25 protein-coding genes are annotated in these 22908 nt (G+C 69.5%); 20 read left to right on the forward strand and 5 right to left on the reverse strand.

Annotation, left to right across the window (positions count from 1 at the left end):
* The first annotated feature begins 46 nt into the window (after positions 1-46).
* The 9 genes from pheS (at position 47) to BR39_RS0115660 (ending at position 7182) form a co-directional block, all read left to right on the forward strand.
* Entirely contained in the window at positions 47-1120 is a 1074-nt protein-coding gene (gene pheS / locus BR39_RS0115620; protein WP_029913795.1) for a phenylalanine--tRNA ligase subunit alpha, read from the forward strand.
* A complete protein-coding gene (locus tag BR39_RS0115625) occupies positions 1120-1515 on the forward strand; it encodes a hypothetical protein (protein WP_051695759.1) in 396 nt (131 codons plus the stop codon). The genes pheS and BR39_RS0115625 overlap by 1 nt, the downstream gene beginning before the upstream one ends.
* The gene (pheT, locus tag BR39_RS0115630; RefSeq protein WP_029913801.1) at positions 1515-3953 is read left to right on the forward strand and encodes a phenylalanine--tRNA ligase subunit beta; all 2439 of its coding nucleotides are present in this window, start codon (positions 1515-1517) and stop codon (positions 3951-3953) included. The genes BR39_RS0115625 and pheT overlap by 1 nt, the downstream gene beginning before the upstream one ends.
* A gap of 247 nt (positions 3954-4200) precedes the next feature.
* The gene (locus tag BR39_RS26780) at positions 4201-4347 is read left to right on the forward strand and encodes a hypothetical protein (protein WP_197026715.1); all 147 of its coding nucleotides are present in this window, start codon (positions 4201-4203) and stop codon (positions 4345-4347) included.
* Between the two features lie 117 nt (positions 4348-4464).
* On the forward strand, positions 4465-4761 hold the full coding sequence (locus BR39_RS0115640; protein WP_029913805.1) for a hypothetical protein: 297 nt from the start codon (positions 4465-4467) through the stop codon (positions 4759-4761).
* Positions 4758-5027 carry a hypothetical protein gene (locus tag BR39_RS0115645; RefSeq protein ID WP_369795646.1) on the forward strand — a complete coding sequence of 90 codons (270 nt, stop codon included), beginning with the start codon at positions 4758-4760 and terminating at the stop codon, positions 5025-5027. Before BR39_RS0115640 ends, BR39_RS0115645 begins: the two co-directional genes overlap by 4 nt.
* Before the next feature lie 61 nt (positions 5028-5088).
* Positions 5089-5685 carry a peptide-methionine (S)-S-oxide reductase MsrA gene (gene msrA / locus BR39_RS0115650; RefSeq protein ID WP_035018589.1) on the forward strand — a complete coding sequence of 199 codons (597 nt, stop codon included), beginning with the start codon at positions 5089-5091 and terminating at the stop codon, positions 5683-5685.
* A 135-nt stretch (positions 5686-5820) separates the two neighbouring features.
* Complete coding sequence (locus BR39_RS0115655; RefSeq protein ID WP_029913812.1) at positions 5821-6354, forward strand: YqhA family protein; 534 nt, start codon at positions 5821-5823, stop codon at positions 6352-6354.
* Positions 6355-6405: 51 nt separating this feature from the next.
* Entirely contained in the window at positions 6406-7182 is a 777-nt protein-coding gene (locus BR39_RS0115660) for a transglutaminase family protein (RefSeq protein ID WP_029913815.1), read from the forward strand.
* Here BR39_RS0115660 and BR39_RS0115665 read toward each other — a convergent pair.
* Positions 7179-7922, reverse strand: a complete 744-nt coding sequence (locus tag BR39_RS0115665) for a hypothetical protein (RefSeq protein ID WP_029913819.1) — start codon at positions 7920-7922, stop codon at positions 7179-7181. The two genes, BR39_RS0115660 and BR39_RS0115665, sit on opposite strands and share 4 nt — an antisense overlap.
* A 301-nt stretch (positions 7923-8223) precedes the next feature.
* Positions 8224-8829, reverse strand: a complete 606-nt coding sequence (locus BR39_RS0115670; protein WP_029913821.1) for a DUF1134 domain-containing protein — start codon at positions 8827-8829, stop codon at positions 8224-8226.
* Between the two features lie 269 nt (positions 8830-9098).
* On the opposite strand from BR39_RS0115670, the gene lepA reads away from it, so the two are divergent.
* Genes lepA through BR39_RS0115685 form a run of 3 tightly spaced genes read left to right on the forward strand, consistent with a single transcriptional unit; the run spans position 9099 to position 13209 of the window.
* Entirely contained in the window at positions 9099-10907 is a 1809-nt protein-coding gene (lepA, locus tag BR39_RS0115675) for a translation elongation factor 4 (RefSeq protein ID WP_029913824.1), read from the forward strand.
* A gap of 23 nt (positions 10908-10930) precedes the next feature.
* Positions 10931-12559, forward strand: a complete 1629-nt coding sequence (locus BR39_RS0115680) for an NAD(P)/FAD-dependent oxidoreductase (RefSeq protein ID WP_029913828.1) — start codon at positions 10931-10933, stop codon at positions 12557-12559.
* Positions 12560-12585: 26 nt separating this feature from the next.
* Positions 12586-13209: a glutathione S-transferase family protein gene (locus BR39_RS0115685; RefSeq protein WP_029913830.1), complete on the forward strand. Its 624-nt coding sequence runs from the start codon at positions 12586-12588 to the stop codon at positions 13207-13209.
* 53 nt (positions 13210-13262) lie between these two features.
* Here the strand turns inward: BR39_RS0115685 and BR39_RS0115690 are convergent, their stop codons facing one another.
* Positions 13263-13985 carry a helix-turn-helix domain-containing protein gene (locus BR39_RS0115690; protein WP_029913832.1) on the reverse strand — a complete coding sequence of 241 codons (723 nt, stop codon included), beginning with the start codon at positions 13983-13985 and terminating at the stop codon, positions 13263-13265.
* A gap of 173 nt (positions 13986-14158) precedes the next feature.
* Between BR39_RS0115690 and BR39_RS0115695 the strand changes: the two genes are divergently transcribed.
* Positions 14159-15304 carry an acyl-CoA dehydrogenase family protein gene (locus BR39_RS0115695; protein WP_051695762.1) on the forward strand — a complete coding sequence of 382 codons (1146 nt, stop codon included), beginning with the start codon at positions 14159-14161 and terminating at the stop codon, positions 15302-15304.
* On the opposite strand, the gene BR39_RS0115700 is transcribed toward BR39_RS0115695, so the two are convergent.
* Entirely contained in the window at positions 15262-16239 is a 978-nt protein-coding gene (locus BR39_RS0115700) for a DUF3883 domain-containing protein (RefSeq protein WP_231499481.1), read from the reverse strand. The genes BR39_RS0115695 and BR39_RS0115700 overlap by 43 nt on opposite strands.
* Positions 16240-16253: 14 nt before the next feature.
* On the opposite strand from BR39_RS0115700, the gene BR39_RS26785 reads away from it, so the two are divergent.
* Positions 16254-16424, forward strand: coding sequence for a hypothetical protein (locus BR39_RS26785; RefSeq protein WP_197026716.1), 171 nt, complete (start codon positions 16254-16256; stop codon positions 16422-16424).
* Between the two features lie 52 nt (positions 16425-16476).
* Positions 16477-17040: a hypothetical protein gene (locus tag BR39_RS0115710; RefSeq protein WP_029913839.1), complete on the forward strand. Its 564-nt coding sequence runs from the start codon at positions 16477-16479 to the stop codon at positions 17038-17040.
* Between the two features lie 223 nt (positions 17041-17263).
* Here BR39_RS0115710 and BR39_RS0115715 read toward each other — a convergent pair whose 3' ends face one another.
* On the reverse strand, positions 17264-18019 hold the full coding sequence (locus BR39_RS0115715; RefSeq protein WP_029913840.1) for a sensor histidine kinase: 756 nt from the start codon (positions 18017-18019) through the stop codon (positions 17264-17266).
* A gap of 343 nt (positions 18020-18362) precedes the next feature.
* On the opposite strand from BR39_RS0115715, the gene BR39_RS0115720 reads away from it, so the two are divergent.
* The 5 genes from BR39_RS0115720 to BR39_RS0115740 all read left to right on the forward strand — a co-directional run bounded on the left by BR39_RS0115720 (position 18363) and on the right by BR39_RS0115740 (position 22899).
* Positions 18363-18608, forward strand: coding sequence for a hypothetical protein (locus BR39_RS0115720; RefSeq protein WP_029913841.1), 246 nt, complete (start codon positions 18363-18365; stop codon positions 18606-18608).
* A gap of 123 nt (positions 18609-18731) precedes the next feature.
* Complete coding sequence (locus tag BR39_RS0115725) at positions 18732-20837, forward strand: acylase (protein WP_029913842.1); 2106 nt, start codon at positions 18732-18734, stop codon at positions 20835-20837.
* Between the two features lie 274 nt (positions 20838-21111).
* The gene (locus tag BR39_RS0115730; RefSeq protein ID WP_029913849.1) at positions 21112-21246 is read left to right on the forward strand and encodes an entericidin A/B family lipoprotein; all 135 of its coding nucleotides are present in this window, start codon (positions 21112-21114) and stop codon (positions 21244-21246) included.
* Positions 21247-21545: 299 nt separating this feature from the next.
* Entirely contained in the window at positions 21546-21947 is a 402-nt protein-coding gene (locus BR39_RS0115735; protein ID WP_029913851.1) for a DUF983 domain-containing protein, read from the forward strand.
* A gap of 109 nt (positions 21948-22056) precedes the next feature.
* Positions 22057-22899, forward strand: coding sequence for a hypothetical protein (locus tag BR39_RS0115740; protein ID WP_029913853.1), 843 nt, complete (start codon positions 22057-22059; stop codon positions 22897-22899).
* Positions 22900-22908: the final 9 nt, after the last annotated feature.

Raw genomic sequence — 22908 nt, forward strand, 5'->3', positions numbered from 1 at the left:
GCTCCCCTACTCCCCGTCCCACGAATGCTCTAGACGGAACCCCGTCATGACCGATCTCACCACTCTCGAAGCCGACGTGCTGGCCCAGGTGGCCGCCGCCGGCGATCTCGCCGCCCTGGACGCCGTGCGCGTTTCCGCCCTGGGCAAGACCGGCTCGATCTCGGGCCTGCTCAAGACCCTGGGCGCCATGAGCCCCGACGAGCGCAAGGAGCGCGGCGCGGCCATCAACGTCCTGCGCGACCGCGTGCAGACGGCGCTGAACGACAAGAAGGCCGCGCTGGAAACCGCCGCCCTCGACGCGCGCCTGGCCAGCGAGACCCTGGACCTGACCCTGCCGGCCCCGCACCGCCGCCGCGGCAGCGTCCACCCGACCATGCAGACCATGGACGAGATGATCGCCATCTTCGCCGAGATGGGCTTCGCCGTGGCCGAGGGTCCGGACATCGAGGACGACTTCCACAACTTCACGGCCCTGAACTTCCCGCCCAAGCACCCGGCGCGGGAAATGCACGACACCTTCTTCTTCAACACGAAAGAAGACGGCGAGCGCATGCTGCTGCGCACCCACACCAGCCCCGTGCAGGTGCGGACCATGGTGTCGCAGAAGCCGCCGATCCGGATCATCGCCCCGGGCCGCACCTATCGCGTCGACAACGACGCCACCCACACGCCGGTGTTCCACCAGGTCGAGGGCCTGGTGATCGACAAGGGCATCCACATGGGTCACCTGAAGTGGACCCTGGAGACCTTCCTGGCGCGGTTCTTCGAGACCGACGCGGTGACCACCCAGTTCCGGCCGCACCACTTCCCGTTCACCGAGCCGTCGGCCGAGATGGACGTGCAGTGCGACCGCTCGGGCGGCGAGATCAAGATCGGCCAGGGCACGTCCTGGCTCGAGATCCTGGGCTGCGGCATGGTCCATCCGAACGTGCTGCGCGCCTGCGGCATCGATCCGGACGAGTACCAGGGCTTCGCCTTCGGCATGGGCGTCGATCGGCTGGGGATGCTGAAGTACGGCATGCCGGACCTCCGCGACATGTGGGCGTCCGACAGCCGCTGGCTGAGCCACTACGGCTTCTCGGCCTTCGCCGCCCCCAACGCCGCCTCGGGACTGAGCTGATGACCCAGAGCTTCCAACAAGGCGGCCGCCCGGGCCGCATCCCCACCGACGCCCTGGCCAAGGTGTTCGAGAACCTCGACCTGTCGCTCTACGACCTGTACCGCGCCAATTTCGCGGCGGGCCAGCGGACCCTCTCGGGCCGCACCTTCCGCAACTGCCGGATCGAGGGTCCGGCGGTGATGCTGGTGCTCGACAACTGCAATTTCGACGCCACCAACTTCGGCCCCAACGGCGGCGACGTGCGCAACCTCGTGCTGCGCCCGGCCAGCCCCACCTCCGTCATCGGCACGATCCCCGTCGAGGACTGCCAATTCATCAACTGCGAGTTCTTCGGCCTGGGCTTCACCGGCCCCGCCCAATTCCTCGATCAGTTGCTGGCGCTGGAAACGCGATAATGAAGTTCACCCTTTCCTGGCTCAAGGACCACCTCGACACAGAGGCGTCCGCCACCGACGTCGTCGCCGCCATGACCATGGCCGGCCTCGAGGTCGAACACGTCACCGATCCGGCGTCGAAGCTGGCCGCCTTCACCGTGGCCAAGATCGTCGAGGCCGTGCAGCACCCCAACGCCGACCGCCTCCGCGTCTGCCAGGTCGACACCGTCGACGGCCGCAAGGAGATCGTCTGCGGCGCGCCCAACGCCCGTCCGGGCCTGACCACCGTCTACGCCCCGATCGGCGCCTATGTGCCCGGCCTGGGCGTGACCCTGGTCGAGAAGCCGGTGCGCGGCGTGGTGTCCAACGGCATGCTGTGCTCGGGCTCCGAGCTGGAGGCCGACGACGGCTCCGAGGGCATCCTGGAGCTGTCGAACGACCTGGCCGTCGGGACCCCGGCCGCCCAGGCCCTGGGCCTGGAGGCCGTGATCGACTTCGAGGTCACCCCCAACCGCCCCGACTGGCTGGGCGTGGCGGGCATCGCCCGCGATCTCGCGGCAGCGGGTGTGGGCACGCTGAAGGACCTGTCGATCGCCCCCGTGCCGGGGACCTTCCCCTGCCCGATCGCGATCAAGGTCGACGGCGACGCCTGTCCGGTGTTCGCCGGCCGCCTGATCAAGGGCGTCAAGAACGGCCCCTCGCCCAAGTGGCTGCAGGACCGCCTGAAGGCCATCGGCCTGCGCCCGATCAACGCCCTGGTCGACGTCACCAACCTGATCTCGTACGACCGCGCCCGGCCGCTGCACGTCTATGACGCGGCCAAGCTGGTCGGGACCGTGATCGAGGCGCGGCTGGGCCATCACGGCGTCAACGGCGACGAGCACCTGATCGCCCTGGACGGCAAGACCTACGAGCTGACGCCCGAGATGAGCGTGATCTCCGACGCCGCCGGCGAGCGGCCGATCGGCCTGGGCGGCGTGATGGGCGGCGAAAGCACCGGCTGCTCGGACGAGACCGTCGACGTCTTCGTGGAATGCGCCTGGTTCGAGCCGATCCGCATCGCCCAGACGGGCCGCGCCACCGGCATCGCCAGCGACGCCCAGTACCGCTTCGCCCGCACGGTCGACACCGGCTCGGTCGTGCCGGGCCTGGAGCTGGCCACCAAGCTGATCCTGGAGCTGTGCGGCGGCCAGCCGTCCGACATCGTCGTCGCCGGCGAGGCCCCGGCCGCGCCCGGCCCGATCCTGTTCGACCCGGCCTATGTCGGCCAGCTGTCGGGCCTGGAGATCGCCCCCGAGCGTTCCCTGAAAATCCTGACGGACCTGGGCTTCACGATCGAGCCGCCCAAGGACGTCTCGACCGCGGCCTTCGCCACGAACGCCGAGAGCGTGGTCTGCGTGACCCCGCCCACCTTCCGCCGCGACGTGGAAGGCAAGGCCGACCTGGTGGAGGAAGTGGCCCGCATCGCCGGCTACGGCGAGCTGCCCTCGACGGCCCTGCCCGAGGTCCCGCGCGCCGTCGGCGGCGTGCTGACAGCCAAGCAGGCCCGCGCCCGCACCGCGCGCCGCGCCCTGGCGGCCGGCGGCTACGCCGAGGCCCTGACCTACAGCTTCACCAGCCGCAAGACGGCCGAGCTGTTCGGCGGTGGCCAGGACGTGCTGATGCTGGCCAATCCGATCGCCTCGGAGCTGGATTGCATGCGCCCGTCGCTGCTGCCCAACCTGATCGACGCGGCCGGCCGCAACGCCCGCCAGGGTTTCCCGGACATCGCCCTGTTCGAGATCGGCCCGGTGTTCTTCGGCGACCGCCCGCAGGACCAGAAGACCGCCGTCGCCGCCATCCTGGCCCCCCGCGCCCCGCGCGGCTGGGACAAGGCGCCGGCCGAGAACCTGTTCGACGTGAAGGCCGACCTGCTGGCCCTGCTGGAGGAGATCGGCGCGCCGGTCGCCTCGCTGCAGACCGCCCAGGGCTCGGCCTCGTCCTGGTGGCATCCCGGCCGCTCGGCCCGCCTGCAGCTGGGCCCCAAGGCGGTGCTGGCCGAGTTCGGCGAACTGCATCCGGCGGTCCTCAAGGCCCTGGACGTGGCGGGCCCGGTCTACGGCTTCGAGATCACCCTGGAAGCCGTGCCCGAGCCGAAGAAGAAGGCCATCAAGTCGCGTCCGGCGTTCAGCCCCTCGCCCCTGATGCCCCTGACCCGCGACTTCGCCTTCGTGGCCGACAAGGCCAAGGCGGCGGGCGACTTGGTCAAGGCCGCGGCCGGCGCCGACAAGGCGCTGATCGACGCCGTGCGGGTGTTCGACGTCTACGAGGGCCCCGGCGTGCCGGACGGCGCCAAGTCGATCGCCCTCGAGGTGGTGGTCCAGCCGCGCGACAAGACCCTGACCGAAGCCGAGATCGAGGCCCTGTCGGCCAAGATCGTGGCGGCGGTCGAGAAGGCCGGCGGGAAGCTGCGGTCTTAGGATCAAAGGCCCTCCCCCTGTGGGGGAGGCGGCCCGAATGGGCCGGTGGGGGGAGCAGACCCGCGTCGGCGAACTCCCCCCTCCGTCGGCTTCGCCGACACCTCCTCCATGGGGGGAGGACCTATTGGGCGCCCGCCGCACATTTCTTGCGCACCCGGCTCCAATCGCCGCACGCGCCCGGCAAAGCCTTGCGCTAACCCTACGCCCACGCTAACTGTGTAATCGCACACGGAGTTTCGCCGCCGTCATGCTCTCGCAGCTGGCCATGAACGTTCTGATCGCCACCGGCCTCACCGCCGGCGTCGCGATCTCGTGCGCGCGCGCCATTATGATGCAGGCCAAGATTAAAACCGTTCGTGTGCGAACGGGGCAGCACAGGCGCGCGGTCGACTAGACGACCAAAAAGCCGAAAGATCGCAAGATCCGCAAAGCCCCGCTTCCCACCAGGAGCGGGGTTTTTGCTGTGCGGTCATCGGTCCTCCCTTCAAACCCAAAGGATCCGAGAACACCCATGAGCTACCTGCCTTCCCCACCCGCCTTCCACTCCGACCCCGAAGGCGTCACCGTCCACCAGCTGCTGCTGGCCGCCCAGGACGCCCCGTCCGCGCTGGAAGCCGTCCGCCAGGGCCTGGCCGACAGCGGCGCCGAGCTGTGCGGCCTGACGATGAAGCCGGTCGGCCAGATCGTCGAAGGGTCCTTGCGCGTCCGCCACCTCAGCGACCAGGCGGCTCGCCTGCTGGCCCGCGACCTGGCCGCGTGGCCCGGCGTCACCTCGGCCAGCGTCGAGCATCAGTGGGTGCGGCCTTGAGCCTCGCGGAGGCCGCCAAACCGGAGGGCGACAAACGCCGCCTCTTCCTGGTGATCGCCGACGACACGCCCGACGCCCTGATGCGGGTGCTGGGCGTGGCCAACGTCCAGCAGGCCCGGCTGCGGGCCCTCACGGCCCAGCCGGACGGCGCGGGCCTCAGCATCCGGCTGGAGCTGGACGACCAGGGCGACGAGCGGGCCCAGACCCTGGCCGCCCGCCTGTCGGCCTGCCCGTCGGTGCGCGGCGTCGGATTCGGCTGGCGCTAGGGTGTAACCTTTCGCCGGCCTGATCCGTATCTAGGGACAGGTTCCCCGGAGTTCCCCCATGATCCGCCGTCTCCTTGTCCTGATCGCCAGCTTCGCCGCCATCGTCCTGCCCGCCGACGTGCTGGCGGCCGGCAAGCCCGCCCCGCCCGCCACCGCCGTCTTCGCCGGCGGCTGCTTCTGGTGCATGGAGAACGACATGCGCGGCATTCCCGGCGTGCTGAAGGTCGAGAGCGGCTACACCGGCGGCCACGTCGACCGGCCCACCTATCGCGACGTGACCAGCGAGACCTCGGGCCACTACGAGTCGGTGCGCGTCACCTACGACCCGGCCAAGCTCGACTACGGCTTCCTGCTCTACAAGTACTGGAAGCTGGTCGATCCCACCGACGACGGCGGCCAGTTCTGCGACCGCGGCCCCTCGTACCGCCCCGCCGTGTTCGTCACGCCCGACCAGCGCCCGATCGCCGAGAAGTCCCGCGCCGAGGCCGCCAAGCGCCTGAAGACCGGCACGATGAAGGCCCAGATCCTGGACCTGAAGACCTTCTGGCCGGCCGAGGCCTATCACCGCGACTACGCTCGGAACCACTCGATCGAGTACCACGCCTACCGCATGGGCTGCGGCCGCGACCTGCGGCTGAAGCAGGTGTGGGGCGGCTGACGCCTCGACGGCGCCAGCGCTGAGCCTGGCGCCGGCCGCCCGGAAACTCAGGTCTTCCCCTGATTGACGCTCAGGCCGCTTGCCTCCGGAGTACGCCCAGCAAACGCGCCGCTGGACGAAGGCTGGAGATCGCACATGCCCCTGGAGAAGCGGTCGTTCGAGCACACGCTGGAAAAGGGGCTCTTCGCCTCGCGGTGGCTGATGGTCCCGATCTATCTGGGCCTGGTTTTCATGCTGGGCCTGCTGGTCGTCGTCTTCTTCCGGGAACTGGCCCACGACCTGCCCAAGGCCCTGGGCTCCAAGCCCGAGTTCGCGATCATCCTGGCCCTGTCGCTGATCGACCTGTCCCTGACCGGCAACCTGCTGCTGATCGTCATCCTGGCCGGCTACGAGAACTTCGTCTCGCAGATCGAGACCAACTCCGGCGACCGGCCCAGTTGGATGGGCCGGGTCGACTATTCGGGCATGAAGATGAAGCTGATCGCGTCCGTCGCCGCGATCTCCGCCGTTTCGGTGCTCAAACTGTGCCTGAAGATGAGCGAGGACCCCGATGTGGAGTTCGACCAGATCCGGCTGGGCTGGCTGGTCGGGATCCACGTGGCGTTCATCGTTTCCGGCGTGCTGATGGCCACGATGGACTGGATCTCCGGCAAGGTCACCCGGCACTGAACCTTCCTCGTCCACGAGCCGTTGTGCCGGCTGGACCGCCGGGAGACGACCATGCGCGTGCGCCTCGAGACCCGGCTGGACTACGACTTCCCCGAACGGGTGGAATCCCTGCTGCAGATCGAGGCCGCCGTGGCCGACGACCAGACGGTGGTCGAGGAGCGCCTGGTCTTCGATCCGCCGGTCCAGGTCACCCGCCGCGACGACCCGGTCTCGGGCGAGCGCCGGGTGGCCTTCACCCACCAGGGGCGGCTGGCGATCGCCTATGACGCCGTCGTCGAGATCGACCACCGTGATATGGCCCTGGCCGAGGCCGCCCAGCACCCCATCGCCGAGCTGCCGATCGACACCCTGCCCTATCTGCGCGGCAGCCGTTACTGCCCGTCCGACACCTTCGAGACCATCGCCGACCAGAAGTTCGGCGCCCTGAAGGGCGGCGCGCGGGTGGCCGCCGTCGCCGCCTGGATCGCCGGCCACCTCGAATACCGGATCGGCTGCAGCGACGCCCGCACCACGGCGCTCGAGACCTATGTCCAGCGGGCGGGCGTATGCCGCGACTTCGCCCACCTGGCCATCACCCTGTGCCGGGCCAGCGACATCCCCGCCCGGGTGGCCAGCGTCTACGCCCTGACCCTGGAGCCGCCCGACTTCCACGCCGTGGTCGAGGTGTTCGTCGGCGGCCGCTGGCGCCTGCTGGACCCGACGGGCCTGGCGCCGATCGACGGCCTGGTCCGCATCGCCTACGGCCGCGACGCGGCCGACGTGGCGTTCCTGACGATCTTCGGCAAGGCGACCATGGTGGCGCAGAGCGTGACGGTGACGGCGGTCTAGACCGTCTTCTTCCGCCGCGCCTTCGGCTTCTTCCTGAAGAACCGCTCGAACAGCACGAAGGCCGCCGGCAGGGTCAGCAGGAACGAGACCAGACCCACCCCGCCCTTGGCGATCAGCACCGTGGCCTTGGGCACGCCGTAGATCGTGAACACCTTGACCGGCAGCAGGATCTGCGGGTCCGCCCCCTGCGGCTGACCGTTGGCCGAGATCGGGATGGCCTTGAAGGTGGCCGGGCTGACGTTGAACCGCACCAGCAGCACGTGGTCGCCCTCGGCCTTGGGCGAGACGATCCATTTGACCCGCTCGACGCCGGTGGCGGCGATGCGCTGGACGTCGAACTCGTGGGTCGGGGCCGGGGTGATCGCCAGGTCCGCGCCGCTGAGCTCGACCTTCATGCCGGCCGGCGGCTGGACGTAGCCGTAGGCGTGGTCATAGGCCTTGTCGTAGATGTCGCCCGACCCGCCCTTGGCCGCCCCGGTCCAGTGCGTGTCGCCGGTGGTGTACTCGGCCTCCAGCACCCCCTCCTCGTTCTCGCGGATCGTGCGGGGATACTTGATGTTCAGCCAGCCGATGGTCGCGCCGCCGGGGTCGTGGACGACGAAGCGCGAGGCGGCGAGGACCTGGGCGGACGGCGGCGCGGCCGACGTCGTCCGCGCGTCGATCAGCCGGGGCAGGAAGACGGCGCAGACCAGCGCCAGCAGCAGCCAGACGAACCAGGTACGCTTCAGCCGCTCGAACATGGCGCTTCCCTGCGGGCGAGCGCGCCGAGGGCGAACGGTCGGCCGTCGACCGACGGACCGCTCCAGGCGGACTCATTCTCGTTGGGATTGATATTGCAAGGGAACTCGCGCGAATCCAAGCGCTAGGTCTGGGGTGTTCGCGCCCACTTGCCCCCACCTGGCCGCTTCGCCGCCTGTCCGCCCCCGTAGGGGGCGGAGCCACGCGCGCGGCCGCTATCGAGGCTCTTCCCCCTATGGGGGAAGACGACCGCGAAGCGGTCCGTAGGGGGCAAGTGGCGAGAACCACCGCCCTCAAAGAAGGTTAGAACGGCAGGATGTTCCGTTGCCGGCTGTAGGCCAGGTAGCCGACATTGGCGCCCAGGCGCAGGCCGACGCCGGCGCGGATCGGGGCCAGGGTGATGGTGTCGGCCTTCTGGTAGTTCACGCCCAGGCCGCCCACCAGGTAGGCCGAGCCCTCGACGCCGGGGAAGCGGCGGAAGATGGCGTCCGGATACTGCAGGTTATAGCACAGGGTGAAGACGCGGCTGGCGTTGCCGCCCCAGTCCCAGCCCACCGACGGGCCCTGCCAGAACACCTCCTGGGTGTCGCGGCCCTTCATGTACAGCAGGCCCCGGCCGTAGCGCAGGCCCACGCCGATGGCGCCCGAGCCCTCCTCGCCGGCGACGTAGCCGGTGGGCTGGCCGTTGTCGCGGAAGGCGCGCTCGATCACCGCCCCGATGCTCTCGGCGGTCACGCCCAGGAAGTCCGAGCCGCTGCGGATCATCTCGTCGGCCGAATAGGTCTGGGCGCGGCCGGTGTCGTACTGCGACTTGGCCGGCGGAGCGCCCGGTTGCTCCTGGGCCGTGCTGGCGCAGGCGCTCAGCCCGGCGGTGGCGATGCCCGAAAGGATCAGCTTGCGGCGGTCCATGGTCTCTCTCGCGATTCTGACAGTCTTGACTGTCTCAACCCATTGAGTCGGGTTTGCGGCCTGGAACTTAATGGCGAGTTAACCATCCCTCCCCCTGTGGGGGAGGTGTCGCCTGCAGGGCGACGGAGGGGGAAGTGATCGGATGACGGCCGGGTTCCGGATAATCGATCCCGGAACTCCCCCCACCGGCCTTCGGCCGCCTCCCCCACAGGGGGAGGGACTTCGCAACGACCCTCGCGAATGCCCGCAAATATGCTAGACGCAGCGCCATGACTTCGACGCCTCTCGACAAGATCCGCAATTTTTCCATCGTCGCGCACATCGACCATGGCAAGAGCACCCTTTCCGACCGTCTGATCCAGACCACCGGCGGCCTGACCGCGCGCGAGATGAGCGCCCAGGTGCTGGACAACATGGACATCGAGAAGGAGCGCGGCATCACCATCAAGGCGCAGACCGTGCGCCTGAACTACAAGGCCAATGACGGCGAGACCTATGTCCTGAACCTGATGGACACCCCCGGTCACGTCGACTTCGCCTACGAGGTGTCGCGTTCGCTGGCCGCCTGCGAAGGCTCGATCCTGGTCGTCGACGCCTCGCAGGGCGTGGAAGCCCAGACCCTGGCCAACGTCTACCAGGCCATCGACAACAACCACGAGATCGTCCCGGTCCTCAACAAGGTCGACCTGCCGGCCGCCGACGTCGATCGGGTGAAGGCCCAGATCGAGGAGGTCATCGGCCTGGACGCCTCGGACGCGGTCGAGTGCTCGGCCAAGACCGGCCTGGGCATCCCGGACGTCCTGGAAGCCATCGTCACCCGCCTGCCCGCCCCCAAGGGCGACCGCAACGCCCCGCTGAAGGCCCTGCTGGTCGACGCCTGGTACGACGCCTATCTGGGCGTGGTCGTGCTGGTGCGCATCTTCGACGGCACGCTGAAGGCCGGCCAGCAGGTCCGCATGATGCAGACCGGCGCCACCCACAAGCTGGACAAGGTCGGCGTCTTCACGCCCAAGGCCACCGACGTGGCCGAGCTAGGCCCGGGCGAGGTCGGCTTCTTCACCGCCTCGATCAAGGAAGTGGCCGACGCCGCCGTCGGCGACACCATCACCGACGAGAAGAAGCCCACCTCCGAAGCCCTCAAGGGGTTCAAGGAAGTGGTCCCGGTGGTGTTCTGCGGCCTGTTCCCGGTCGACGCCGCCGACTTCGAGGACCTGCGCGCCGCCGTCGGCAAGCTGCGCCTGAACGACGCCAGCTTCACCTACGAGATGGAGAGCAGCGCCGCCCTGGGCTTCGGCTTCCGCTGCGGGTTCCTCGGCCTGCTGCACCTGGAGATCATCCAGGAGCGCCTGAGCCGCGAGTTCGACCTCGACCTGATCGCGACCGCCCCGTCGGTGGTCTACAAGATCAACATGCGCGACGGCTCTCATATGGAGCTGCACAATCCGGCCGACCTGCCCGACGTGATGCAGATCGAGAGCATCGCCGAGCCCTGGATCAAGGCCACGATCTTCACCCCGGACGAATACCTGGGCGGCATCATCAAGCTCTGCCAGGACCGTCGCGGCGTGCAGCGCGAGCTCTCCTACGTCGGCAGCCGCGCCATGATCATCTACGACCTGCCGCTGAACGAGGTTGTGTTCGACTTCTACGATCGCCTGAAATCGATCTCCAAGGGTTACGCCAGCTTCGACTACCAGCTGGAGGACTACCGCGTCGGCGACCTGGTGAAGATGTCGATCCTGGTCAACGCCGAGCCGGTCGACGCCCTGTCGATGCTGGTCCACCGCGACCGCGCCGAAAGCCGGGGCCGGGGCATGTGCGAGAAGATGAAGGAGCTCATCCCCCAGCACATGTTCGTCATCCCGATCCAGGCGGCCATCGGCGGCCGGATCATCGCCCGCGAGACCGTGCGGGCCCTGCGCAAGGACGTGACCGCCAAGTGCTACGGCGGCGACGCCAGCCGCAAGCGCAAGCTGCTGGACAAGCAAAAGGCCGGCAAGAAGCGGATGCGCCAGTTCGGCAAGGTCGAGATCCCGCAGGAAGCGTTCATCGCGGCGCTGAAGATGGACGAGGATTGATCCGAGGGAGCTGAGTTAGCGCCATGCTGCGCCTCTCGAACCTTAGCCTGCCCCTGGACCACCCGCTCGAAGACATCGGGCCCGCGATCTGCAAGCGCCTGGGGATTCCCGAGCGCGACCTGATCGGCTGGACGATCGCCCGCCGCGCCCATGACGCGCGGAAGAAGGCGGCGATCCTGATGGTCTATACGGTCGACATCGAGCTGCGCGACGACGCGGCCGTGCTGGAGCGTTTCGCCGGCGACAGCCAGGTGCGGCCGCGGCCCGATACCGACTATCGCCTGGTGGCCCGGGCGCCCGAGGGCTTCGACGGCCCGCGTCCGGTCGTCATCGGCGCCGGCCCCTGCGGGCTGTTCGCAGGGCTGATCCTGGCCCAGATGGGCTTCAAGCCGATCATCCTGGACCGGGGCAAGGTGGTGCGCGAGCGCACCAAGGACACCTGGGGCCTGTGGCGCAAGAGCGTGCTGAACCCGGAGTCCAACGTCCAGTTCGGCGAGGGCGGCGCGGGCACCTTCTCGGACGGCAAGCTCTACAGCCAGATCAAGGACCCCCGCCACCTGGGCCGCAAGGTGCTGGAGGAGTTCGTCGCGGCCGGCGCGCCCGAAGAGATCCTGACCGAGGCCCACCCCCACATCGGCACCTTCCGCCTGGTGCACATGGTCGAGCAGATGCGGGCGCTCATCGAGAGCCTGGGCGGCGAGTACCGCTGGCGGCACCGGGTCGAGGACTTCGACATCGAGACCGCCGCCGACGGCTCGCGCAAGCTGAAGGGCCTGCACATCACCGGCGGCGACTATATCGCCGCCGAGCACGTGGTGCTGGCCGTCGGCCACTCGTCGCGCGACACCTTCCAGACCCTGTACGACCGGGGCGTCCACATCGAGGCCAAGCCGTTCTCGATCGGGGTGCGGATCGAGCATCCGCAATCGTGGATGGACAAGGCCCGCTTCGGGGCCTGCGCCGGCCACCCGGACCTGGGCGCGGCCGACTACAGCCTGTCGCACCACTGCAGCAACGGCCGCACGGTCTACAGCTTCTGCATGTGCCCCGGCGGCACGGTGGTGGCCGCGACGTCCGAGCCGAACCGCGTCGTCACCAACGGCATGAGCCAGTATTCGCGCAACGAGCGCAACGCCAACTCCGGCTTCGTGGTGGCCATCGATCCCGAGCGCGACTATCCCGGCCACCCGCTGGCCGGCATCGAGTTCCAGCGCAAGTGGGAGAGCCTGGCCTTCACGGCGGGCGGCGGCGACTACAGGGCCCCTGCCCAGAAGGTCGGCGACTTCCTGGCCCGGCGGCCGTCGGAGGAACTCGGCGAGGTCCAGCCCTCGTACAAGCCGGGGATCAAGATGACCGACCTGGCCGAATGCCTGCCGCCGTTCGTGCTGGAGGCCATGCGCGAGGCCCTGCCGGTGTTCGGCCGCCAGATCGCCGGCTACGACCATCCCGACGTGCTGATGACGGGCGTCGAGACCCGCACCTCCTCGCCGATCCGCATCACCCGCGGCAAAGACTTCCAGAGCCTCAACGTCGCCGGCCTGTTCCCGGCCGGCGAAGGCGCGGGCTACGCCGGCGGCATCCTTTCGGCGGCCGTGGACGGCATCAAGGTCGCCGAGGCGGTGGCGGCTTCCTATGTTGGAAGCGTCGCCTAGACCGCTCCATCGAGACGGAGACCCCCATGCTCAAGATCCTCGGCCGCACCTCCTCGCTGAACGTCCGCAAGGTGCTGTGGACCTGCGACGAGCTGGGTCTGGCCTATGAGCGCGAGGACTGGGGGACGGGCTTCGCCTCGACCCGGTCGCCCGAATTCCTGGCCCTGAACCCCAACGGCCTGGTGCCGGTGCTGATCGACGAGCAGGGCGCGCTCTACGAGAGCAACACCATCTGCCGTTATCTGGCCGCCCGCTTCGGCCATGGCCACCTGCTGCCGGTCGAGCCGCGTCACCGCGCCGGGGTCGAGCAGTGGATGGACTGGCAGGCCACCACCCTGAACCCGACTTGGGGCTACGCCTTCCTGGCCCTGGGCCGCCCGACGCCGGGCTATGACGATCCCGAGAAGATCGCCGCCAGCGCCCAGGCCTGGAACAAGGCCATGGCCATCCTCGACCAGCGCCTGGACCAGACCGGCGCCCACGCCGCCGGCCACGACTTCACCCTGGCCGACATCGTGCTGGGCGTCTCGGTCCACCGCTGGGTGCGCACCCCGATCGACCACGCCGACCTGCCGGCGGTGCGGGCCTATTACGCGCGCCTGAAGGACCGTCCGGAGTTCGGGCGCTGGGCGCTGGACGAGGTTCCTTAGCCTCCCCTCCGCTCATCCCGGCGAATGCCGGGATGAGCGGATCAGGAATAGAGCTAGCTCGCCAGCTTCCGCGTCTTGGCGAACGGGCTGAGGCCCAGCCAGGACTGCATGTTCGACGCCAGTTCCGCGTCTCCCGTCAGGTGCATGCGCTGGCTGTCCAGGGCGGCGCGGACGGTGTCCACGCCCATCCAGATGCCCGTCATGGTCTTCAGATCGCAGGCCACGTAGAGGTCGACGTCGAAGCCCGGCTCGACCGAGCACAGGTCGACCGGCGCGCCGGCCTTGCCGGCGTGGGGGCCCGCGTCGGGCTCGACGATCAGCCACCAGGAGCGGTCGACGGCGGCCTGCTCGGCGTAGAGGAACTGGATCACGCTGCGCCGCCGGGGCATGGGCTCCAGGTCGAGGTGGCGGCGCATGTCCCACATCAGGAGGGAAGCGTCGAGCTGCTGCAGCGACAGCTCGCTGGTCACCCAGCGCTGGCCCCAATGGCCCATGGCCCCGACCAGGGTCTCCAGCTCCTGGCCGGCCGGCGTCAGGTGATATTCCAGCACCCCGCTGTCGCGGCCGGCCACGCGGCGCACCACGCCGTGGTCCTCCAGGTCGCGCAGGCGCTGGACCAGCAGGGCCGGCGACATCCGCGGCACGCCGCGCCTCAGGTCGTTGAACCGGGTCGAGCCGGCCACCATCTCGCGCAGCAGCACCACCGTCCACCGCGTGCACAGAATCTCGGCCGCCATCGCGACAGGACAGAACTGCCCGTAGCTGCGTTGCGACATCGCCACCTCCCGAAGACATAACGATGTTAGATTAAGCCCGCCGGGCCGGGCGGACTAGTTCAGTGACTGTACCGGCCAGATTCAGTTGCTGAACTAGCTGGCCGGTCGCCCGCCTGGGCAAGGTCGCGGAACCGGCGGGCGAAGGACCCGCCTTCGACAACAGGGTTCAAGACATGCCGCTCGACACCGCGACTCCGGAAATCACCGCCTCGATCGACTGGCTGGCGCGCGCCGACGCGCTGGCCCAGGTCATCGCGGCCCAGGCCGCCGCCCACGACGCCGACGACAGCTTCGTGGCCGACGCCTACGCCCAGCTGAAGGCGCAGGGCTTCTTCAAGGCCCTGGTCCCCATCGAGTTCGGCGGCGGCGGGGCGAGCGTCGCCGAGGTCTGCCGGGTGATCCGCCGCCTGGGCGCGGCCTGCGGCTCCACCGCCCTGGCCTTCGCCATGCACAGCCATCTGGTCGCCGCCGCCGCGTGGCGCTGGCGCAAGCAGGGCGCGCCGACCGAGGGCCTGCTCAAGCGCGTCGCCGCCGAGGACCTGGTGCTGGTCTCCAGCGGCGGGTCGGACTGGCTGGCCAGCGGCGGGACGGCGGTCAAGGTCGAGGGCGGCTTTGCGATCACCGCCCGCAAGGCGTTCTCCAGCGGCTGCCTGGCCGGCGACCTGCTGTCGACCAGCGCGGTGTGGAACGACCCGGAAGGCGGCCCCACGGTGCTGCACTTCGCCGTGCCGTTGAAGGGACCGGGCGTCGAGATCATCGAGACCTGGCGCACCCTGGGCATGCGCGGCACGGGCTCGCACGACGTGGTGCTGACCGATGTCTTCGTGCCCGAGGCGGCGATCTCGGGCCGCCGGCCCAGCGGACCGTGGCATCCGCTGTTCCACATCATCGGCATGATCGCCTTCCCCCTGATCTATTCGGCCTATCTGGGCGTGGCCGAGGGGGCGCGGGCCCGGGCGCTGGAACTGGTGGGCCGCAAGTCGCCCGACGCCGCCGCGGCCGAGCTGGTCGGGTCGATCGAGAACGCCTTCGCCGGCGCCGAGATGGCCTGGGAGCGGATGGTCGACACCGCCGAGACCGGCGTCCCCGGTCCCGAGACCACCAGCCGCGTCATGATCGGCCGCACCCTGCTGGCCCAGAACGCGATCGCCACGGTCGAGCGGGCCATGGAGGCGGCGGGCGGGGCGTCGTTCTATCGCGACACGGGGCTGGAGCGGGCGTTCCGCGACGTCCAGGGCGCGCGCTTCCATCCCCTGCAGGACGGACCGCAGCGGCGCTATTCGGGCAGGGTCGCGCTGGGCTGGGACATCGACGGCTGATCTTGGGACGCCTGATCCTGGGCCGCCCGATCCTGGGACGCCTGATCCTCGGGCGCCTGGGCCTGCGGCTGGCCCCGCACCCGGAAAACCCGGGCCTCGCGGGCCACGTCGTACAGGCGATAGACGATGAACGCCCCCGGCTGGGCTTCGCGGAGGGCGTCCTCGGCGGGGGTCAGCCGGAACGGCGTGGCCGGGCCGCCGGTGGTGGTCTTGACCGCGATCAGGCGCGGGGCGCCGGTGCGGCTGAAGCTGACCAGGTCGCAGCCTTCCGGATCGGTCGGCTGGATCAGGCGCACCTGCTCGGCCAGGTCCGCCCGGCCGCGCTCCTCCAGCCGGCGCTGCTCGTAGACCAGGGCGGCGGCGACGCCGATCCGGGCCAGCATGCGGGCCTCCAGGTCGCGGGCGGCGGGGTCGAACTTGGCCACCAGCCGCTCGGTGCGTTCGCTGGGCGGCGCGTGGTGGGCCCGCGACGGCGCGCCCTCGGCCAGGGTCGGGGCGACCGAACGGCCCAGCAGGGCTGGCGGCTGGGCCAGGTCCTTGAGGGCCGCGGGCTTGGCGGTCAGGCAGCGGTCCACCGAATCCACCAGGCCGTCGCCGAAGTCCCAGCGCGGCGGGTGGTCCTTCAGGATGGGCAGGCCGATCAGGGTCAGCACGGCCGAGATCTCGCCCTGCAGGAAGGTGATCGCCCCGCCCGAGCGGTTGGTGACGAAACGCAGGGCGCGCTGATGGTTGGCCGGATCGTAGGCGCGACCGGTCATCACCTTGTCGAGCATGACCAGGTAGTCGCCGACCACCATGTCCTGCTCGGCCTCGTTCCAGGTCTTGCCGTTGATCGCCGAGTCGCCCACGCGGCGACGATGCCCGATGCGGGAGCGCAACGCCAGGATTGGGTCGCCATGTTGCTCGCCGGCCTCCGGACAGATCGCCCGGAGCATGCTAGAAGCCCGCCATGACCGACCAGCCCGAAGATCCCAACGAGACCCCGATCCAGCGCGCCCTGCGCCTGAAGAAGGCCGCCCTGGCCGCCAAGCCGAAGCCGCCGCGGGGCGGCCGGTTCCAGCGCGAGCAGGCCGCCGCGGCCGCCTCGAGCAGCAAGAGCAAGCCCTGGATGACGCGCTAGCGTGCGAAGCGGCGCCTTGAGAACGCCGTGCTTTGACCACACCTTGCGGATCATGCGCGCCCTTCCCCTCGTCCTGCTCCTGAGTCTCGCGGCCGGCCCCGTCCTGGCCCAGGCCGGCAAACCGCCGACGAAGCCCCCCGCCGAGACGCCGACGCCGGTCTCGCCCGTCACGGTCATGCCGCCGACCGAAAAGCCCAAGCTGGTCGCCACCTGGCCCGAGAACGGCCAGACGGTGGCCCCGGGCGTGCTGGTGCTGAAGATGGTGTTCGACCAGCAGATGACGCCGCGCGACTTCGCCTACGATCTGGGCAGCGCGGGCGGCGACAAGCTGGACTGCCTGCGGACCCCTCGCCTGCTCAACGACGCCAAGACCTTCGTCTTGCTGTGCACGGCCCTGCCGGGCAAGACCTACGCCGTCGCCCTGAACCCGGCCGCGCCCGGCGGTCCGGCCTTCAGCAACCTGGCCGAAAACCGCGCCGCGCCCGGCAGCCTGTCGTTCACGACCGGGACCGGCGACCCGGTCACCAACCTGCGCGACGCGATGAAGGCCGCCGGGCTGGGCGGCCTGGACATGCCGGTCGACGAGGCGCCGGACGCCCGCAAGACGGCGCCCTGAGCCGAAACCTGATCTGGGAAGAGGATGGGGGAGAGCCGGCCGAATTCGTGCGTCGGGACACCCCGGCCGGCTCTCGGCCTGCGGCTGGACACGCCCCGTCGGAAGTAGGCGGCCCGGCGCGTCGAGGGGAATCGGGGGAGGACACCTCGACGTCTGCAAGCCCGTTCAGGTTGCAGCATCCGTATCGGGCCTGCCATCGGGTAAAACCCTAGAACGCGAGCGGTTAGTCCCGATCCGCGCTCGATCCGGCGCCGCGATCCGGCCAGAGCGGGATGACCCGGTGCTCGTCGTCGGCGCCCAGCGTCAGGCGCACGGTCAGGCCGAGGCCGCGGGATTCGTAGACCAGGTCCGCGCCCAGCTGGCGCGCCAGGCCGCGCACGACCCGGAAGCCGAGGCCGCCGTCGGTGAGCGGGTCGAAGTCCTCGCTCAGGCCCACGCCGTCGTCGGTCACTTCGACGACCAGGCCGCCGCCGGTCGACCGGCACGACACCAGGATGCGGCCCGCCACGCCGGTGGGGTGGGCGTATTTGAGGGCGTTGGTCACCAGCTCGCTGACGATCAGGGCCACGGGCGTGGCCTGGTCGGGCCGGACGACGCAGCCGCCGGCGTCCCTGTGGGTGATGACGGTCTCGCCGGCGAAGCTGACGGTCTCCATCAGGCTGCGGCACAGCTTGGACAGGAAACGCCCCAGGTCGACGCGGCCGTCGCTCGAGCCCGGGCCATGCCCCGGCGCGGCCGACAGCAGGCGGTGCAGCTCGCCGACGGTCTCGATCCGGGTCGCCACTTCCTCCAGCGCGATGCAGGCCTCGCGGGCCGACAGGGGCTGACCGGACTTGTGAAGCCGCGTGGCCTGCAGCCGCGTATAGCCGGCGATCAGGGCCAGGTTGTTGGCGATGCGATGCTGGGCTTCGCTCAGCCGGTCGTCAGACCCGACATGGCGAACGGCCGCATCACCGAATTCTCGGTGCTCGACGTCCATGGCTCGGGGGGCTTTCGGTAAGGCGGCAGGATATTCCGTCACCGCCAAGAAACCACAAATCGAGGTAAAAAGCGATGGTTTTGTTTGACGAAGAATCCGAGTTTTATTTAGTGATCACAATCACAACCCTCAATGTCGGAAACTCGACTGATCTTTGACTTAAATTCAGCCGATCAATCACTTGGCGTTAACTTAGTGAAAGGCGCTGAATGCACTTAATGAGTAAGTGGCCCATTCTTGGCCAGTTACGGTTTTGGCGTTATCATGGAACCCGGTGGCGGCCCTCGCGCGTTAGCTCCACCGAACTAGAGGAGAGCCGCCCCTTTTCCGGGGGCCGAGACCGATGAACGACCTGACCCGACCCGAACGCCTGCAGATCATGCTCACGCAGGATGAGCTCGCCGCGTTGGATGACTGGCGCTTCGCGCGCCGCATGCCCAGCCGAGCCGCCGCCGTGCGCGAATTGCTGAAGCGAGGCCTGGAGGCCGAAGGCGTCCAGCTCGCCGACGGCAAGATGCGCTCGCGCGACTTCGGCGTGGTGGACGGCCCGCTGCGCTCCGGCTCCAGCGGCGCGGACGGCGAAGGCTGACGCCAGGCCGGGCGTCATGCCTGGCCGTTTCCAGCCAAAGCTCGCCTTTCCCTAAGGTCCGCCTATCGTCGGCGGCGATCCGCGCTCATCATCGCCCCAAAACAAGGATCGGGGCGGAACATGATGCGGTGGATTGCGCGCGGCCTGCTGGCCGTCGTCGGCCTGGCCCTGGCGGCCGTGCTGGTGCTGATCGCGCTGGACCTGGCCGACCGGCCGCCCAAGCCCGACACCCAGGCCCTGATCGCCCGCGCCGACGCCTATGACGTCCATATCCGTCGCGACGAATGGGGCGTGCCGCACGTCCTGGGCAAGCACGATCCCGACGCCGCGTTCGGCCTGGCCTACGCCCAGTCCGAGGACGACTTCGCGACCCTGCAGTCGGTGGTGCTGGCCACGCGGGGGACGCTGGCGCGCCGTGACGGCCCCAAGGCGGCCGTCACCGACTATCTGGTGGGCCTGCTGGACGTCTGGCCGACGGTCGACGCGGGATATCCCAAGCTGCCGGCCGACCTGCGCGCCGTGCTCGAGGCCTATGCCGACGGGGCGAACTACTACGCCGCCACCCATCCGAAGGCCGTGACGCCGGGCCTGCTGCCGATGACCGGCAAGGACGTGCTGGCCGGCTTCGTGTTCAAGCAGCCGTTCTTCTACGGCCTGGACGGCGAGCTGAAGCGGCTGAACGCGCCGGAGGAGCCGCAGAAGGCCCCGCCGAAGGGCTCGAACGGCCTGGCCCTGGCGCCCTCGCGCACCGCCGACCACCTGCCCCGCCTGCTGGTCAATTCGCACCAGCCCTATACCGGTCCGGTCGCCTGGTACGAGGCCGTGGTCGAGAGCGGCGACGGCTGGCACGTGGCCGGCGGCTTCTTCCCCGGCGCGCCGTTCATGCTGCACGGCCACAACGCCAACCTGGGCTGGGCCAACACCGTCTCCAAGCCCGACCTGTTCGACGCCTATCGTCTGACGATCAATCCGCGGAACAAGAACCAGTACCGGCTGGACGGCGCCTGGCGCGACTTCCAGCGCCACGAGGTGAAGCTGAAGGTCAGGCTGTGGGGCCCGATCGTCATCCCGGTGACCAAGTCCGCCCTGCGCACCGTCCATGGCCCGGTGCTGGAGACCAAGCACGGCCTGTTCGCCCTGCGCTACGCCGGCATGGGCGAATACCGCCAGCCGCTGCAGTACTGGCGGCTGAACAAGGCGCGGAACCTGGCTGAATGGCGGGCCGGCATCGCCACCCACGCCCTGCCCAGCCTGAACTACATCTATGCCGACGCGGCCGGGAACATCGGCTTCGTCCACAACGGCCAGTATCCGAACCGCCGCGAGGGCGTCGACTGGAGCGGCGTGCTGCCGGGCGACCGCTCCGACCTGATCTGGCAGGGCTATCGTCCCGTCGACGCCATTCCCCAGCTGTGGAACCCCAAGTCGGGCTACGTCTACAATTCCAACAACAGCCCGTTCCTGGCCAGCGATCCGGCCGACAACCTCAAGCCCGCCGACTTCCCGGCCAGCCAGGGCCTGCAGACCAACGTCACCAACCGCGCCCTGCGCATCCAGGAACTGGTCGGCGCCGATCCGGCGATCACCGACGAGGCGTTCCGGCGCTACAAGTTCGACATCACCTATTCGGAGCACTCGTCCGAGGTGGCGATGATCAAGGCGCTGACGGCGCTCGATCCCGGGACCGACGCCGACCTCAAGGCCGCCCAGACGATCCTGCGCGGCTGGGACCGGCGCACCGACGTCCACAACCGCGCCGCCGCCCTGGCCTCGCTGACGATCCAGCCGATCCTGGTGGCCCAGATCAACGGCGACACGCCGCCCGCCCCGATCGACAGCCTGAAGGCCGCCATCAAGACGCTGAAGACGAACTTCGGCCGCCTCGACCCGGAATGGGGCCAGGTCAACCGCATCCGCCGCGGCAAGGTCGACCTGCCCATCGACGGCGGGGCCGACACCTACCGCTCGGTCTGGGGCGTCCCGCAGAAAGACGGCACGCTGACCGCCGACGCCGGCGACACCTTCATCATGTTCGTGCGCTGGGACGCGGCCGGGGCGGTGCATTCCGACAGCATCCACCAGTTCGGCTCGGCCACCCTGGACGCCGCCTCGCCCCACTACGCCGACCAGACCCCGCTGTTCGCGGCCATGCGCACCAAGCCGGTGCTGTTCACGGAAGACGCACTTCGAGGGCACGTGAAGGAGGATTATCGGCCCGGGAAGCGGTGAGCTCGCATTCGCTAGCGAACATCTCAGAACGGTTGTCATCCGGAAGCCTCGCAGAGGCTGTCCGGGACCCAGGGGACTGGGTGGAAGCGGTGCGGTTCACCTGGATCCCGGACAAGCGCTGCGCGCTTTCCGGGATGACAACGGCTGGGGAAGCGGCAATTGGATCGGACCCAGCGCTAGCGCCCCGGCGCCATGACTTCGCCGTGGTCGCACGCTTGAACGTCGCCATGGGCCAAGGTTAAGGTCCGCCGCCATTCAACTCAGAGACCTCTCCATGCGCAAGATCGTGATCCTGGCCGCCGTGGCCGCCGCCCTGATGGTTTCGGCCTGCAACACCATCGCCGGCGTCGGCCAGGACGTCTCGGCCGCCGGCCGCGCCGTGACCAACACCGCCAAGGACGCCAAATAGTCGCAGGATCGAGGGTTGCGGGCTCCGGCCGACCGGAGTCCGCGAACCTCGGTATAGTTAAGCTGCTCCGCCGGGCGACGCCGCAACCGTCGCGTTTTCCCCAAGCGAACCGTGGCTTAGCCGCAGAACCCCAAAGCAGTCGTGGTTAACCCGTCCAGGTAACAGCGTTTCTACTCGCTCGCCTTTCGGGCGAATGCTTTGCGAAACCGTCGTTCATCTCAACGAAACCTGATTCAAAATGGCGCATGCGACCCCGCGCCCCCTTCCTTCAGGACCGTCGCGGAGGCATATGCACGCCCATGAACGACCAGCCGTCCTCCTCCAGCGCTCCGACGGTCAGCATGCTGACCGGCATGAAGCGCGGCGTGCGCCATCGCTGCCCCAACTGCGGCGAGGGTCGGCTGTATACGCGCTATCTGAAGGTCGACCTCGACTGCGAGGTCTGCGGCCATGACCTGGCGCGCTATCCGGCCGACGACGGCCCGGCCTATTTCACCATCCTGATCATCGGCCACCTGGTGGTGGCGCCGCTGCTGCTGTTCCCGTTCATCTGGAAGATGACGCCGGCCCTGGTGGTGCCGCTGACCGTGCTGCCCCTGGCCGGCCTGACCCTGCTCCTGCTGCCCCGCGTCAAGGGCGCGGTGATCGGCGCCCTGTGGGCCGTGGGCCTGCGCAAGGCCGAGGACTGCCCCGGCGGCTGAGGGCCGCCCGGAAAGCGCGCGGCAGGCGATCATCCACCACGACGCGCGCCATGGTTGCCAACCGGCGCCGATAGGGCGAGGATCGGACCATCCGCCGGGGAGGCGTGAAATGGCCGGCCTGCTCGTCCTGCTCATCCTTGTCGCCATCGCGGCCGCGGGCCTTCCCGACCGGCCGCTCACGCGCCGCCTCGCCCGGGGTCCGGCCACGCTCCTGGCCCTGGTCGCGCTGGTCCTGGCCGGCTGCGACGCCCGCTACGAGGCGGCCAGCGAGGCGCCTCACCCCTCGCCCTGCGCCGCCGAGACGCCCGACCCGGCCTGCGACGACGCCGAACGCGCCAGCTATCTGGCCGACCTGGCCCGGCGGCAGATCCGCACCCTGCCCGTCCTCGTCGGCTGGCGCGACCAGCTGCCCTGGGGCCGGCAGACGCCGATCACCGCCGTCATCGCCTCGGCGGACCGCGCGGCGGCCGTCGCCGCCCTCGACAGCGCCACCGCCAAGAGCGGGGCCCATGTCGAGGAAAAGCCCGTCGCGATCGGCCGCCGGGTGCGCGCCGAACTCTCCGGGCTGGAGGTCGAGATCGACAAGCCCGAACAGGTCCGCGACGTCACCGCCCTGCAGAACGTCACCTTCGTCTGGCTGGTCAAGCCGACCCGCCCGGGCCGGACCACCCTGACCTTGCGCATCTTCAACGAACTGGTCACGCCCGACGGACCGATCGAGTTGGAACGCCCGGCCCTGGTCCACGAGATGTCGGTGAAGATCGGCCTGCTGGACTGGCTGTCGTGGCAGATGGACCGCATGAAGGGCCTGCAGTGGGTGATCGGCGGCCTGCTGGCCCTGCTGGGAACCGCCTTCGCCAACCGCGCCAAGCTGCGCCGGTGGTGGCGGCGGCGCCATCCGCCCGCGCCCCCGCCGCCGCCCGCGCCGCCGCCCGCGCCGCCGCACCCTTGAGGCTCCGCT

Origin of the sequence: Caulobacter sp. UNC358MFTsu5.1 (genome assembly GCF_000712075.1) — a bacterium.
Lineage (GTDB): Bacteria > Pseudomonadota > Alphaproteobacteria > Caulobacterales > Caulobacteraceae > Caulobacter.